Origin of the sequence: Vibrio sp. SCSIO 43140 (genome assembly GCF_023716585.1) — a bacterium.
GTDB lineage: Bacteria > Pseudomonadota > Gammaproteobacteria > Enterobacterales > Vibrionaceae > Vibrio > Vibrio maritimus_B.
Genome location: NZ_CP071850.1, coordinates 809,414 through 822,590 on the forward strand (window position 1 = coordinate 809,414; position 13,177 = coordinate 822,590).

Consider the following 13,177-nt stretch of genomic DNA (forward strand, 5'->3'; position numbering starts at 1 on the left):
ATTTTGTTTGGCAAGGGAAAAGAACCAAATAGTTATATATTATGGAAGAAAGTTCATCAGCAGTGAGCAGACGTTACATGGGAAGGGATGAAAACGACCCGACCACCAGTCGCTTGAGCGACTGGTGGTCGGGTATTAATTTACGCTTTGCATCTTATGAAACCAAAAGCTAAACAGAAGGTTACCCAGATATACAGAGGCCAAGTGCCTACTTCGCGATACCAGGTGGTGCCGTCAGTAGGTGTAACGTCTGTACGAAGTACTGCCGTTTCGAACTGAGGGATTTCTGCGGTGATCGTACCTTTGTGGTCCGTTACTGCAGTGACGCCATTGTTTGTTGAACGAATCAGAGGCAGGCCAAGCTCAAGAGCACGCATTCGAGCAATCTCCATATGCTGTAGCGGTCCTATCGAGCGACCAAACCACGCGTCGTTTGATAGTGTTAACAGATAGTCGGTTTCCGAAGTCACGTTCTGTCTAACTTGTTCACCAAAGATGATCTCATAGCATAAAGCCGCCACCATATGCATTCCATTTGCGACAATATTAGGCTGCACATAAGCGCCACGGCTAAAGGATGACATAGGCAGGTTAAAGAAAGGCGCGATTGGTCGAAGAATGTCGCCAAAAGGCACAAACTCACCAAACGGTAGTAGATGATGCTTGTGGTAGCGCTCATCCAGATCCATTTCATAATCACCATATGGCGTCTGGCCAACGACAAGAATACTGTTGTAGTACTGGTCGGTTTCCGTTTTATTGATAACTCCAGTGATGATCGCAGAGTCGTTCATCTTTGCGGCGGAATCTAGGTTGCTCAAAAATGATGGCAACTCGAACTCCATCGCAGGGATTGCCGCTTCAGGCCAAATGATAATGTCGGCATCCCAGTTTTCTCTGCTGAGATCGGTGTACTTCATAATGGTAGGCCAGCGATGACTTGGTAACCATTTAAGTGCTTGGTCGACATTCCCTTGAATCAGAGCCACTGTTTTGGTTCTAGATTCATCAGGCACGACCCATTCATAGTTTCTGAGACCGAATCCGGTCGCAAACACCACCATAGGAATGATGATGAGCTGCCATTGCTTGGTGACCGTGAGAAACGTGAGGCTTCCTGCCATGACGATCATTAAGGCGGTGATTAGCTCAACACCACCGATCGGTGCGAAGCTTGCCAGCGGGGAGTCTATCTGGCTGTAACCAAGCCATAACCAAGGGAAGCCAGTCATTACCCAGCCGCGCGCCCAATCGAAAATCAACCATAGCGCTGGGGCGGCAATGAAATAGCGTGTCTTACTGTCGCTTGGGAAGAAGCGATTCAAAGACCATGCAAAAAGAGCCGAGTAGATAGACAGGTAACCAACGAGTAGCGCCATTAGAAATAGACTCGCTATTTTTGGCATGCCACCGAAAGTGTCGATACTGACATGAACCCAACTGATGCCTGTTGCAAATTGTCCCAATCCCCATGCATAGCCGGTCCATAGAGCGCCTTTCGCACTTCTTCCACGGATGAGCATCATGAGCATGAATGGACTTAAAATGGCGAGGGGCCATAATTGATATGGTGCGAAGGCGAGGGTAGTGCTTGCGCCAACAAAAGCGGCCCCAATGGGCCGCAGTAGTCGAAGACTTTTCTTCATTTATGTTTTTCTCACTTATTCGGTGAGCTCAAGCTTGGTATTCGAGATTACTCTTCAACACTTGAGGCTGTTTCTTGGTCCGGGATAGTAACTTGGACCTGAACTACACGACGATTATCCGCCGCAGTCACCTTAAAGTTATAGTTTTCGATTTCGACCACTTCACCACGAGTCGGCAAGTGACCAAATGCAGTCATGACTAAGCCACCAACGGTATCCACTTCTTCATCACTAAAGTTAGAGCCAAAGGTATCGTTGAACTCTTCGATAGTGGTGAGCGCTTTCACAGCGAATGTGTGCTTACTCAGTTTTCTGATATCGAGCTCGTCATCGTCATCGAACTCGTCTTCGATCTCACCAACGATTTCTTCGAGAATATCTTCAATGGTCACCAGACCTGATACTCCGCCGAACTCGTCAACGACGATGGCCATGTGATAACGCTCTTCGCGGAACTCTTTCAGTAGGCGGTCTACACGCTTACTTTCTGGAACTACAACGGCAGGGCGGATCACTTCTTCAATATCAAATGGGGCGCTGTCAGAGCCCAAGTAACGGAGGAGGTCCTTAGCTAAGAGGATGCCTTCTACATGGTCTTTGTCTTCACTGATAACTGGATAACGTGAATGCTGGGCATCTGTCATCAAAGCAATCAGCTTATCGAGGTCGTCGGAACGCTCGATAGTGACCATTTGCGAACGTGGCAGCATAATGTCACGTACACGCATTTCAGAAATTTCCATGACGCCTTCGAGCATGTCGCGGGTGTCGTGGTCAATTAGGTCGTTTTCTTCAGAATCGCGGATAACATCCACTAGCTCTTGGCGATCTTTTGGCTCACCTTGAAAAATTTGACCTAGGCGCTCTAAGAAGGACTTCCTACTCGGACCTTCAGATTTTTTACTTTTTCCCTCTGGCTGAGAGGGAGAAGACTCTTCGTTCATGACTTCTCAATTCAGAATGCTATCAGATGTGTGATAGCGCACATGCGTAGAGGTAAATTAACGTTTTATCGCAAGTACCGATAGAAACGCTTTACCGCTACTCCTTTTCAGCGAGATACGGGTCTTCAAAGCCCATTTCTTGCATAATTTCGGTTTCCAAAGCTTCCATTTCTTCGGCTTCTTCGTCCTCAATATGATCATAACCTAGCAGATGAAGACTGCCATGTACAACCATATGTGCCCAGTGTGCTGTCAAAGGCTTAGATTGCTCAATCGCCTCTTTTTCGACCACTTGGCGGCAAATAATCATGTCCCCAAGCAGACTCATCTCGATGCCCGGAGGGGCCTCGAATGGAAAAGACAGTACATTTGTAGGCTTATCTTTACCACGGTACTCATGATTGAGTTGGTGACTTTCCTGCTCGTCAACAATGCGAATGGTGAGCTCTGCTTCCTTCTGAAACGGAATAATGGTTTTGTCTAGCCAGCGCTGAAAGTCTTCAGCACTTGGCAGGCCTTGTTCCGATTCGACAGCGAGTTGGAGATCAAGTTCGATGCTCATTATTTACTTTCCGCAGGTGACGTTGTGCTAGCCGCTTTGTCTAGTAGAGCTTGCGCAGCTTCGCGCTCTTCACGACGCTTGCGTTCAATCTCTTTACGCGCTTTGGCATCAGCAGCTTCCCACTTCTCATACGCGTTAACGATACGCGCAACCACAGGGTGGCGTACTACGTCGTCAGATTGGAAGAAGTTGAAGCTGATTTCATCCACTTCGTTAAGCACTTCGATCGCGTGGCGAAGGCCTGATTTTGCGCCACGCGGCAAGTCAATTTGGGTCACGTCACCAGTGATTACCGCGCGAGAGTTAAAACCAATACGGGTCAAGAACATCTTCATCTGTTCAACCGTGGTGTTTTGGCTCTCATCAAGAATAATAAACGCGTCGTTCAGAGTACGACCGCGCATGTATGCCAGTGGCGCTACCTCAATCACGTTGCGCTCAATCAGCTTCTCAACGCGCTCAAAGCCGAGCATTTCAAACAGCGCATCATAAAGAGGGCGCAGATATGGGTCGACTTTTTGGCTTAAGTCTCCTGGTAGGAACCCCAGTTTCTCACCGGCTTCTACTGCTGGGCGAGTCAACAGGATTCGACGGATCTCTTGACGCTCTAGTGCGTCAACTGCAGCGGCTACCGCTAGATAAGTCTTACCTGTACCCGCAGGACCGATACCGAAGCTAATATCATGAGTCACCATATTGACTAGGTATTGGGCTTGGTTGGGCGTACGTGGCTTGATGATGCCTTTTTTCGTTTTCACGAAGACTTCTTTACCGTGAGCAATTTCAGAGTCGGTATTTTGCTCAAGGACGCCAGATTCTTTTACGGCTAGATGAATTTGTTCAGGCTCGATATCTGGGATCTGACCACGAACAGGCGCAGTATCTACGTACAGAGACTTAATGATGTCGAGTGCAGCGGCACTGGTATGTGGCTTACCCACAATCGTGAAGTAGTTACTTCTGTGGTTGATTTCGACACCTAATCGGCGCTCTAAGTGTTTGATGTTGTCATCGAAAGGACCGCACAAGCTGGACAGACGGCGGTTGTCTGAAGGTTCTAGATTGATTTCTAGAGTTACGATTTGATTACTCAATGTTGCCTCGCATTTTGCCCTTAAAGGGCGATGATTGGAGCCCGATTGGGACCGGACTCCACATTTGTTCCCACTTTACTCCAAAATAGCACATTGGCGCGGGGTGGGTATAGGCGTTAAGGCGTAAAGGTAGCCACACCTAGCTCGTCTTCGCGTTTGGTTTTCGCCATCATTTGAGTTGGTGAAATCACGGTGCGAAGATCCATGTCTTTTTCAGTTCTTACGATCTCACCACGTAGAGAGTTCGCAAAGACATCGGTAATTTTCACATCAACAAACTGACCAATAAGCTCAGCGCCACCTTCGAAGTTTACTACACGGTTGTTTTCAGTACGTGCACGAAGCTCCATTAGGTTCTTCTTAGATGGCCCCTCAACAAGAACGCGTTGTTCAGTGTCTAGCATTAGACGTGAGTAGCGCATCGCTTGTGTGTTAACCGTTTGTTGTAGCTCGTACAAACGGTCTTTTTTGGTTTGCTCTGGAAGATCACATGGGTAATCTGCCGCCGGCGTGCCTGGACGTGGTGAGAAGATGAAGCTGAAGCTCATATCGAAATCGACATCTTTGATAAGCTTCATGGTGTCTTGGAAGTCTTTGTCTGTCTCACCAGGGAAGCCAACGATAAAGTCCGAGCTGATTTGAATGTCAGGACGTGCTTTACGCAGCTTACGAATAATCGATTTGTATTCAATTGCCGTGTGTGGGCGCTTCATCATCGTCAGGATGCGGTCTGAACCACTTTGTACAGGAAGGTGCAGGAAGCTAACAAGCTCTGGCGTATCTTCGTATACAGCAATGATGTCGTCAGTAAACTCTAATGGGTGGCTCGTTGTGAAACGAATACGATCGATACCATCGATAGAAGCAACGAGACGAAGCAGCTCTGCGAATGAGCAGATGTCGCCATCGTGCATTGGGCCACGGTATGCGTTCACGTTTTGACCTAGCAGGTTTACTTCACGAACGCCTTGCTCTGCAAGTTGTGCAATTTCGAATAGAACGTCATCCATTGGACGGCTAACTTCTTCACCGCGAGTGTATGGTACTACGCAGTAAGTACAGTATTTTGAGCAGCCTTCCATAATAGAAACGAAAGCAGTCGCGCCTTCAGCACGAGGCTCAGGCAGACGGTCGAATTTCTCGATCTCTGGGAACGAAATATCCATTACTGGTGCTTCGTCGCTTTGAGATTGCTTGATCATCTCAGGCAGACGGTGCAGAGTCTGTGGACCAAAAATAACGTCAACGAACGGTGCACGTTCGCGGATATGGTCACCTTCTTGAGTTGCGACGCAGCCACCAACACCGATCACAACGCCTTCTTTTTTGTCTTTAAGCGTTTTCCAACGACCAAGTTGGTGGAACACTTTTTCTTGCGCTTTTTCACGGATCGAACAAGTGTTCAATAGTAGTACGTCTGCTTCCTCTGGCTCTTCAGTTAGCTCATAGCCATTTGCAGCATTAAGCAGATCGGCCATTTTTGATGAATCGTATTCGTTCATCTGGCAGCCCCAGGTTTTAATTAGCAGTTTCTTACTCATCACTATCGCTCGTCAGTTATGTAAATCTTATGCTGAACTATTGTTCAAATTATAGCCACCATCTCGGCGGTAAGCGGCGTATTGTACTGCTTTAAAAACCGCCTGACTAGGGGTAGGGGGAAAACTCTTTGAGAGCTTATATTTCAATTGTTGCGAGGCGATATTAGCCCTCACAAAAGCAGGGATTTGGTCGGGAAAATACTCGCGCTTTCGTATGTGGCTACGTACAATGAGAACATATTGATTTTAAGACAGTAATGAGACGATGGAACAGTTTGAAATAGCAGTAGTAGGCGGTGGCATGGTCGGCGCAGCGTTGGCTCTTGGTCTTGCTAAGCAGGGGCGCTCCGTCGCTGTAATAGAGAAGTTTACACCCAAGACGTTTGATTCCAGTCAACCAATGGATTTGCGTGTCTCAGCTATTTCTCACCGCTCAGTCGACTTATTAGAGTCTTTAGATGCCTGGCAGGAGATACAGGCGATGCGCGTCTGTCCGTATGCGCGGCTAGAAACGTGGGAAGCAGATACCTGTCGTATTCGATTCAATGCCAAGGAGCTTGCTCTGCCTCAGCTTGGCTACATTGTAGAGAATCGTCTCATACAGCTAGGACTTTGGACACAATTCGAGCGCTTTGATAACCTCAAAGTCATTGAAGGAGATAGCGTTGAGAGTTTAGAACTCAGTTCAAGCAATTCCACCATTACGTTGGAGTCTGGGCGTGTAATTAATGCAGGCTTAGTGGTGGGGGCTGACGGTGCGAATTCACGAGTTCGTAGCGCGGCGGGAATCGGTATTACTGCGTGGGATTACCGTCAAGAGTGCATGTTGATTAATGTCGAGACGGAGCTGCCGCAGCAAGATATCACCTGGCAATGGTTTACCACTTCTGGACCTCGCTCGTTTCTGCCGTTGTGTGGCAATCAGGGTTCGTTAGTTTGGTATGATTCGCCCAAGCGTATCAGGCAGTTAAAAGCCATGACTCCTGCTCAATTAGAGCAAGAAATAATCACGCATTTCCCTAAAGAGCTTGGGTCAATAAAGGTGCTACAGCATGGCTCATTCCCACTGACTCGCCGCCATGCACAGCATTATCACAAACAGGGGTGTGTGATTGTCGGTGATGCGGCACATACGATTAACCCGCTTGCTGGGCAGGGAGTGAATCTTGGCTTTAAAGATGTCGAGATACTGCTTGAGTGTTTTGAGTCAAAGGGCGTCAATGATGAAGCGCTGGTTCGTTACGAGCGATTACGTCGCCCTGATAACTTGTTGATGCAAACAGGGATGGATGTTTTTTACAAAGGCTTTAGCAACACTCTTCCCCCCGTTGCATTTGCTCGAAATGCCCTGCTCAAGGTTGCAGAGCACTCAGGTCCGATAAAGCAACAGGTACTGAAGTACGCGATTGGTCTTAAATAGCGAGAATCAGTCCATCACAATACATGCAGGCGCAGCGATACTATCTATCCTTGAGACAAGTGTTGGCTGGCCTGTTTCGCGATTCAAACTAAACAGTCCCACACAGTGCGAGCGCTGATTAGCAGTAATCAGCCACTTACCATCGGAAGAAAGTGAGAGGTCTCGCGGGAAATCGCCACCAGAGCTAACGTGACCTTGGTAGACAGGGGTCGTTGGTTGGGAGACGTCAAACCAGGAAATTATCGACTCTCCTCGACTTGTAAGGTAAAGGTAGCGCTGATCGGCAGAGAGTTTTATCGCCGCGGCTGCCTCATGACATTTGTGCTCTGGAAAGCCTGCTTGGTTTGCAATTACCTCCCATCGCTTATCCCTATTTCGTCGAATCACTATTAATGATTCATCGAGTTCACATAGAACAAATCCAATTCTACCATCGCAGCTAAAGGTAGCATGCCTGGGCCCTGAACCTGGTGGCAACTCTAGTCGTTGCAGCTCCTCAAGTTCCTCATTGTGCTGTTCATAAAACGTGAGCATGTCGATACCAAGGTCCACCGTCATGAACACAGAGCAGTTTGGTATAAACGCGACTTGATGACCGTGAGGAGCTAACTGTCTATCAGGGTGCGGACCGTGGCCTTTATTGGTGATAGTGGAGATTCTGTCCTCAATCATGCCGTTTGATGTGAGTCGGAACAGTTCGAAATTACCTGTACCGTAGTGGGCAACGGCAATCAAGTTTAGGTCTTTTGATATTGCAATGTGACAAGGAGCATCTCCCTCGAGCGCGATCCGTTGAAGGATCACACCTTCATGGTTAACAAAATAAAGTGCAGCACCATCTTGCTGGTATTGTTCAGAGACAACATAAATACCAGCCTCGGTTTTTACGAGATAAGAAGCATCACAAATATTCGTTAGCTTAGTCTGCTGGGCCAGTTGACCATCTGACGTCAGTGTTAAGGCACAAAAGCCCAAATGGTGAGGATCTGAGTATTGACCAACGAGGATATTGAAAGGTAGAGGTTTCACTTTGATTCCCAAGAGTAACAGGTTTGCTAAGCATCTCTGGGGTTGTGCAATAAAGGTAGTATCAGGAGAGAAATCTGTGAGGAGTGTTGCGAAACATATGACTCTACAGGGACTAGATGGCTCGCGATAGAAAAAGAGTGAACAGTTGGCAAGAAAAAAGGCTCGTCAAATGACGAGCCTTTCTTGTAATGGTGCGGAAGGAGAGACTTGAACTCTCACACCTTGCGGCGCCAGAACCTAAATCTGGTGCGTCTACCAATTCCGCCACTTCCGCAACAAATCTTTATAGTTAAGAGAGTAATTGGTAAAACTCAATCTCAACGTTGTGTCGTAAGTATAACTTACAAAATAAATGGTGGCTACGACGGGATTCGAACCTGTGACCCCATCATTATGAGTGATGTGCTCTAACCAGCTGAGCTACGTAGCCACTCGAGGCTTTCGCCATTTATTCTTTCAAAAGAAAGATGGTGCGGAAGGAGAGACTTGAACTCTCACACCTTGCGGCGCCAGAACCTAAATCTGGTGCGTCTACCAATTCCGCCACTTCCGCAACAAAACTTATAGTTAAGAGAGTAATTGGTAAAACTCAATCTTAACGTTGTAACCTGAACAATGTCAGAGCCACTTAAATAGTGGCAGGGCTACCTGGATTCGAACCAGGGAATGGCGGCATCAAAAGCCGCTGCCTTACCGCTTGGCGATAGCCCTGCAGAAAACAACGAGTAAACGTTATTATCTAAAAGATGGTGCGGAAGGAGAGACTTGAACTCTCACACCTTGCGGCGCCAGAACCTAAATCTGGTGCGTCTACCAATTCCGCCACTTCCGCAACAAAACTTATGGTTAAGAGAGTAATTGGTAAAACTCAATCTTAACGTTGTAACCTGAACAATGTCAGAGCCACTTAATAGTGGCAGGGCTACCTGGATTCGAACCAGGGAATGGCGGCATCAAAAGCCGCTGCCTTACCGCTTGGCGATAGCCCTGCAGAAAACAACGAGTAAACGTTATTATCTAAAAGATGGTGCGGAAGGAGAGACTTGAACTCTCACACCTTGCGGCGCCAGAACCTAAATCTGGTGCGTCTACCAATTCCGCCACTTCCGCAACAAAACTTGTAGTTAAGAGAGTAATTGGTAAAACTCGATCTTAACGTTGTAACCTGATTTTAAATCAGAGCCACTTAATAGTGGCAGGGCTACCTGGATTCGAACCAGGGAATGGCGGCATCAAAAGCCGCTGCCTTACCGCTTGGCGATAGCCCTGCAGAAAACAACGAGTAAACGTTATTATCTAAAAGATGGTGCGGAAGGAGAGACTTGAACTCTCACACCTTGCGGCGCCAGAACCTAAATCTGGTGCGTCTACCAATTCCGCCACTTCCGCAACAAAACTTATGGTTAAGAGAGTAATTGGTAAAACTCAATCTTAACGTTGTAACCTGAACAATGTCAGAGCCACTTAATAGTGGCAGGGCTACCTGGATTCGAACCAGGGAATGGCGGCATCAAAAGCCGCTGCCTTACCGCTTGGCGATAGCCCTGCAGAAAACAACGAGTAAACGTTATTATCTAAAAGATGGTGCGGAAGGAGAGACTTGAACTCTCACACCTTGCGGCGCCAGAACCTAAATCTGGTGCGTCTACCAATTCCGCCACTTCCGCAACAAAACTTTGTAGTTAAGAGAGTAATTGGTAAAACTCAACCTTAACGTTGTACTTGAAGGCGAACCTGCAAGTTATAATAAATGGTGGCTACGACGGGATTCGAACCTGTGACCCCATCATTATGAGTGATGTGCTCTAACCAGCTGAGCTACGTAGCCACTCGAGGCTTTCGCCGTATGTTCTTTCAAAAGAAAGATGGTGCGGAAGGAGAGACTTGAACTCTCACACCTTGCGGCGCCAGAACCTAAATCTGGTGCGTCTACCAATTCCGCCACTTCCGCAACAAAACTTATGGTTAAGAGAGTAATTGGTAAAACTCAATCTTAACGTTGTAACCTGATTTTAAATCAGAGCCACTTAAATAGTGGTGGGCTAACTAGAGCCGAACCAGGGACAATAGATGGGGCATCAAAAGCCGCTTCTCTATCGCGCCACTTAAATAGTGGCAGGGCTACCTGGATTCGAACCAGGGAATGGCGGCATCAAAAGCCGCTGCCTTACCGCTTGGCGATAGCCCTGCAGAAAACAACGAGTAAACGTTATTATCTAAAAGATGGTGCGGAAGGAGAGACTTGAACTCTCACACCTTGCGGCGCCAGAACCTAAATCTGGTGCGTCTACCAATTCCGCCACTTCCGCAACGCTCTTATTTCTAAGAGAATTTATAGTTAAGAGAGTAATTGGTAAAACTCAATCTTAACGTTGTACTTGAAGGCGAACCTGCAAGTTGTAATAAATGGTGGCTACGACGGGATTCGAACCTGTGACCCCATCATTATGAGTGATGTGCTCTAACCAGCTGAGCTACGTAGCCACTCTTGAGAGCGAGAGAATATAATACAAACTCGTCTCATGTGCCAAGGTTTTTTTCAAAAAACTTGCCACTTTAAAAGTGGCAGGGCTACCTGGATTCGAACCAGGGAATGGCGGCATCAAAAGCCGCTGCCTTACCGCTTGGCGATAGCCCTGCAGATAACAACGAAAACGTTGTTCAACAATAATGGTGCGGAAGGAGAGACTTGAACTCTCACACCTTGCGGCGCCAGAACCTAAATCTGGTGCGTCTACCAATTCCGCCACTTCCGCATTATTTCCTAAAGACTCTAAAAAGAGCATTTAGGAAATGGTGGCTACGACGGGATTCGAACCTGTGACCCCATCATTATGAGTGATGTGCTCTAACCAGCTGAGCTACGTAGCCATTTCCATATTGTTGATTCTCTTTGAAAGTTGCCTTATCGCTGAGAACGGGGCGCATTATGCGGAGTTGAATCTGATGCGTCAACTTATTTTGCGAAGAAATTAGCGAAAAAGTGCCGTTCGAGCTTTTTTTAATCAAACCGCTCTGTTTCTGATCTAAATCTGCTAGATAATTGCCGATTTCCCGAGGGTCTATTTGCGTTGTAGCGGGCGCTTATTGTGAGTTGATAGACCTTGTAAAACAACAAAAGCCAGCAGTTGCTGGCTTTTTAAACAATAACGAGTGCGTCGTAATTATACGTTGAAGCGGAAGTGAACTACATCACCATCTTTAACGATGTATTCTTTCCCTTCTAGACGCCATTTACCTGCATCTTTTGCACCAGACTCGCCGTTGTACTGGATGAAGTCGTCATAACCAACGACTTCTGCGCGGATGAAGCCTTTTTCGAAGTCAGTGTGGATCTTACCTGCCGCTTGCGGCGCAGTTGCACCAACAGGGATAGTCCATGCACGCACTTCTTTAACGCCTGCAGTGAAGTAGGTTTGTAGCGTTAGAAGCTCATAACCAGAGCGGATCACTCGGTTAAGGCCTGGCTCTTCAATGCCCATGTCTGCTAGGAACTCTTCGCGGTCTTCGTCGTCTAGCTCAGAAAGCTCAGATTCGATAGATGCACAAACCGCAACAACCACGTTGTTTTCTTTCTCTGCGTACTCACGTACCGCATCAAGGTAAGGGTTGTTTTCAAAACCATCTTCATTCACGTTTGCGATGTACATGGTTGGTTTAAGAGTCAGGAAGTTTAGGTAACCAACAGCTGCTAGCTCTTCTTTCGCAAGATCAACGGTACGTGCCATGCCACCTTCAGTAAGAACCGGCAGTAGTTTTTCAAGTACTGTTAGCTCGAACTTCGCGTCTTTGTCGCCGCCTTTTGCTTTCTTAGCGTTACGCTGAATTGCGCGCTCACAAGAATCTAGGTCAGCAAGCGCTAGCTCTAGGTTGATCACTTCGATATCTTCGATTGGCGATACTTTACCCGCAACGTGAACGATGTTTTCGTTCTCAAAACAGCGAACTACGTGACCGATAGCGTCAGTTTCACGGATGTTAGCTAGGAACTTGTTACCTAGGCCTTCACCTTTAGAAGCACCAGCAACAAGACCAGCGATGTCCACAAATTCCATAGTTGTTGGAAGGATCTTTTGTGGATTAACAATTTTCGCCAGCGCGTCTAGGCGTAGATCTGGCACAGGTACCACGCCTGTGTTTGGTTCGATAGTACAGAACGGGAAGTTTGCTGCTTCGATACCAGCTTTAGTCAGTGCGTTAAACAGAGTTGACTTACCTACGTTTGGTAGACCAACGATGCCACATTTAAAACCCATGATTGTAAACCTTATTCAGCTTTGAAGGTGTGTAAGCGATTTTGTGCTTTTGTCAGGCCATCTTTGAGTAAGATGTCGAGACTGCGTACGGATTCATCGACAACAGCATCAAGGCATTCTTGCTCTTTTGCTGGTGCTTTACCGAGTACATAACCTGCTACTTTGTCTTTGTGTCCAGGGTGGCCAATGCCAATCCTTAGACGATAAAATTCTTTATTGTTGCCCAGCTTGCTAATGGTGTCTTTTAAACCATTATGACCGCCGTGACCGCCCGCTTTTTTGAACTTGGCAACGCCTGGAGGTAAGTCTAGCTCATCGTGAGCGACCATGATCTCTTCAGGTTTGATCTGGTAAAACTTCGCCAATGCAGCGATAGCCTTGCCAGATAGATTCATAAATGTGGTCGGGATTAACAGTCTTAAGTCACTGCCATTCACCAGAATTCGTCCTGTGAGACCGAAGAACTTTGGTTCGTTTTTCAAAGTGACATTGTGGATACGAGCGAGTTCCTCTACCACCCAAGCACCGGCATTGTGACGCGTGCGAGCGTATTCAGGTCCAGGGTTGGCAAGGCCTACAAGCAATTTTATCTGCTGAGTCAACGTTAAGATCTCTCTTGAATCTCAAAAGCGCGGTATGATAGCACACTAAATTGGCACAAAAAATGTGAATACAAAAAAACCAC

Annotated in this window: 9 protein-coding genes and 19 tRNA genes; 1 reads left to right on the forward strand and 27 read right to left on the reverse strand. The window is 47.1% G+C overall.

Going from position 1 to position 13,177, the window contains the following annotated elements:
• Nucleotides 1–140: 140 nt before the first annotated feature.
• The 5 genes from lnt to miaB all read right to left on the reverse strand — a co-directional run bounded on the left by lnt (nt 141) and on the right by miaB (nt 5,787).
• The gene (gene lnt / locus J4N45_RS03905) at nt 141–1,646 is read right to left on the reverse strand and encodes an apolipoprotein N-acyltransferase (RefSeq protein WP_252013722.1); all 1,506 of its coding nucleotides are present in this window, start codon (nt 1,644–1,646) and stop codon (nt 141–143) included.
• Nucleotides 1,647–1,693: 47 nt separating this feature from the next.
• A complete protein-coding gene (gene corC / locus J4N45_RS03910; RefSeq protein ID WP_042476534.1) occupies nt 1,694–2,590 on the reverse strand; it encodes a CNNM family magnesium/cobalt transport protein CorC in 897 nt (298 codons plus the stop codon).
• Between the two features lie 97 nt (nt 2,591–2,687).
• A complete protein-coding gene (ybeY, locus tag J4N45_RS03915) occupies nt 2,688–3,152 on the reverse strand; it encodes an rRNA maturation RNase YbeY (protein ID WP_234494338.1) in 465 nt (154 codons plus the stop codon).
• Entirely contained in the window at nt 3,152–4,246 is a 1,095-nt protein-coding gene (locus tag J4N45_RS03920; RefSeq protein ID WP_128647825.1) for a PhoH family protein, read from the reverse strand. The genes ybeY and J4N45_RS03920 overlap by 1 nt, the downstream gene beginning before the upstream one ends.
• A gap of 116 nt (nt 4,247–4,362) precedes the next feature.
• Nucleotides 4,363–5,787 carry a tRNA (N6-isopentenyl adenosine(37)-C2)-methylthiotransferase MiaB gene (gene miaB / locus J4N45_RS03925; protein WP_128647824.1) on the reverse strand — a complete coding sequence of 475 codons (1,425 nt, stop codon included), beginning with the start codon at nt 5,785–5,787 and terminating at the stop codon, nt 4,363–4,365.
• Between the two features lie 265 nt (nt 5,788–6,052).
• Between miaB and J4N45_RS03930 the strand changes: the two genes are divergently transcribed.
• Nucleotides 6,053–7,207: a 2-octaprenyl-3-methyl-6-methoxy-1,4-benzoquinol hydroxylase gene (locus J4N45_RS03930; RefSeq protein ID WP_252013723.1), complete on the forward strand. Its 1,155-nt coding sequence runs from the start codon at nt 6,053–6,055 to the stop codon at nt 7,205–7,207.
• A gap of 6 nt (nt 7,208–7,213) precedes the next feature.
• Here the strand turns inward: J4N45_RS03930 and J4N45_RS03935 are convergent, their stop codons facing one another.
• The 22 genes from J4N45_RS03935 to pth all read right to left on the reverse strand — a co-directional run bounded on the left by J4N45_RS03935 (nt 7,214) and on the right by pth (nt 13,094).
• A complete protein-coding gene (locus tag J4N45_RS03935; protein WP_252013724.1) occupies nt 7,214–8,236 on the reverse strand; it encodes a lactonase family protein in 1,023 nt (340 codons plus the stop codon).
• Between the two features lie 189 nt (nt 8,237–8,425).
• A tRNA-Leu gene (locus tag J4N45_RS03940) sits at nt 8,426–8,510 on the reverse strand.
• 79 nt (nt 8,511–8,589) lie between these two features.
• Nucleotides 8,590–8,666: transfer RNA gene (locus tag J4N45_RS03945), tRNA-Met, on the reverse strand.
• 38 nt (nt 8,667–8,704) lie between these two features.
• Nucleotides 8,705–8,789, reverse strand: a tRNA-Leu gene (locus J4N45_RS03950).
• A gap of 83 nt (nt 8,790–8,872) precedes the next feature.
• A tRNA-Gln gene (locus tag J4N45_RS03955) sits at nt 8,873–8,947 on the reverse strand.
• 36 nt (nt 8,948–8,983) lie between these two features.
• A tRNA-Leu gene (locus tag J4N45_RS03960) sits at nt 8,984–9,068 on the reverse strand.
• An 82-nt stretch (nt 9,069–9,150) separates the two neighbouring features.
• Nucleotides 9,151–9,225, reverse strand: a tRNA-Gln gene (locus J4N45_RS03965).
• A gap of 36 nt (nt 9,226–9,261) precedes the next feature.
• Nucleotides 9,262–9,346: transfer RNA gene (locus J4N45_RS03970), tRNA-Leu, on the reverse strand.
• An 83-nt stretch (nt 9,347–9,429) separates the two neighbouring features.
• Nucleotides 9,430–9,504 (reverse strand) — tRNA-Gln (locus J4N45_RS03975).
• A gap of 36 nt (nt 9,505–9,540) precedes the next feature.
• Nucleotides 9,541–9,625 (reverse strand) — tRNA-Leu (locus J4N45_RS03980).
• Nucleotides 9,626–9,707: 82 nt separating this feature from the next.
• Nucleotides 9,708–9,782: transfer RNA gene (locus tag J4N45_RS03985), tRNA-Gln, on the reverse strand.
• Between the two features lie 36 nt (nt 9,783–9,818).
• A tRNA-Leu gene (locus tag J4N45_RS03990) sits at nt 9,819–9,903 on the reverse strand.
• An 84-nt stretch (nt 9,904–9,987) separates the two neighbouring features.
• Nucleotides 9,988–10,064: transfer RNA gene (locus tag J4N45_RS03995), tRNA-Met, on the reverse strand.
• Nucleotides 10,065–10,102: 38 nt separating this feature from the next.
• Nucleotides 10,103–10,187, reverse strand: a tRNA-Leu gene (locus J4N45_RS04000).
• Nucleotides 10,188–10,349: 162 nt separating this feature from the next.
• Nucleotides 10,350–10,424: transfer RNA gene (locus J4N45_RS04005), tRNA-Gln, on the reverse strand.
• A 36-nt stretch (nt 10,425–10,460) separates the two neighbouring features.
• Nucleotides 10,461–10,545, reverse strand: a tRNA-Leu gene (locus tag J4N45_RS04010).
• Between the two features lie 98 nt (nt 10,546–10,643).
• Nucleotides 10,644–10,720 (reverse strand) — tRNA-Met (locus J4N45_RS04015).
• A gap of 79 nt (nt 10,721–10,799) precedes the next feature.
• Nucleotides 10,800–10,874: transfer RNA gene (locus J4N45_RS04020), tRNA-Gln, on the reverse strand.
• 33 nt (nt 10,875–10,907) lie between these two features.
• A tRNA-Leu gene (locus J4N45_RS04025) sits at nt 10,908–10,992 on the reverse strand.
• Between the two features lie 38 nt (nt 10,993–11,030).
• A tRNA-Met gene (locus J4N45_RS04030) sits at nt 11,031–11,107 on the reverse strand.
• A gap of 293 nt (nt 11,108–11,400) precedes the next feature.
• Nucleotides 11,401–12,492 (reverse strand): redox-regulated ATPase YchF, encoded by a 1,092-nt coding sequence (gene ychF / locus J4N45_RS04035; protein WP_042473930.1) that lies wholly within the window; start codon nt 12,490–12,492, stop codon nt 11,401–11,403.
• A gap of 11 nt (nt 12,493–12,503) precedes the next feature.
• Complete coding sequence (gene pth / locus J4N45_RS04040) at nt 12,504–13,094, reverse strand: aminoacyl-tRNA hydrolase (RefSeq protein WP_234494335.1); 591 nt, start codon at nt 13,092–13,094, stop codon at nt 12,504–12,506.
• Nucleotides 13,095–13,177 lie beyond the last annotated feature (83 nt).

Excerpts from the sequence above, each read along its gene's own strand:
- lnt (WP_252013722.1), bottom strand. The coding sequence starts at position 1,646 with ATGAAGAAAAGTCTTCGACTACTGCGGCCCATTGGGGCCGCTTTTGTT.
- corC (WP_042476534.1), bottom strand. The coding sequence starts at position 2,590 with ATGAACGAAGAGTCTTCTCCCTCTCAGCCAGAGGGAAAAAGTAAAAAA.
- ybeY (WP_234494338.1), bottom strand. The coding sequence starts at position 3,152 with ATGAGCATCGAACTTGATCTCCAACTCGCTGTCGAATCGGAACAAGGC.
- miaB (WP_128647824.1), bottom strand. The coding sequence starts at position 5,787 with ATGAGTAAGAAACTGCTAATTAAAACCTGGGGCTGCCAGATGAACGAA.
- J4N45_RS03930 (WP_252013723.1), top strand. The coding sequence starts at position 6,053 with ATGGAACAGTTTGAAATAGCAGTAGTAGGCGGTGGCATGGTCGGCGCA.
- ychF (WP_042473930.1), bottom strand. The coding sequence starts at position 12,492 with ATGGGTTTTAAATGTGGCATCGTTGGTCTACCAAACGTAGGTAAGTCA.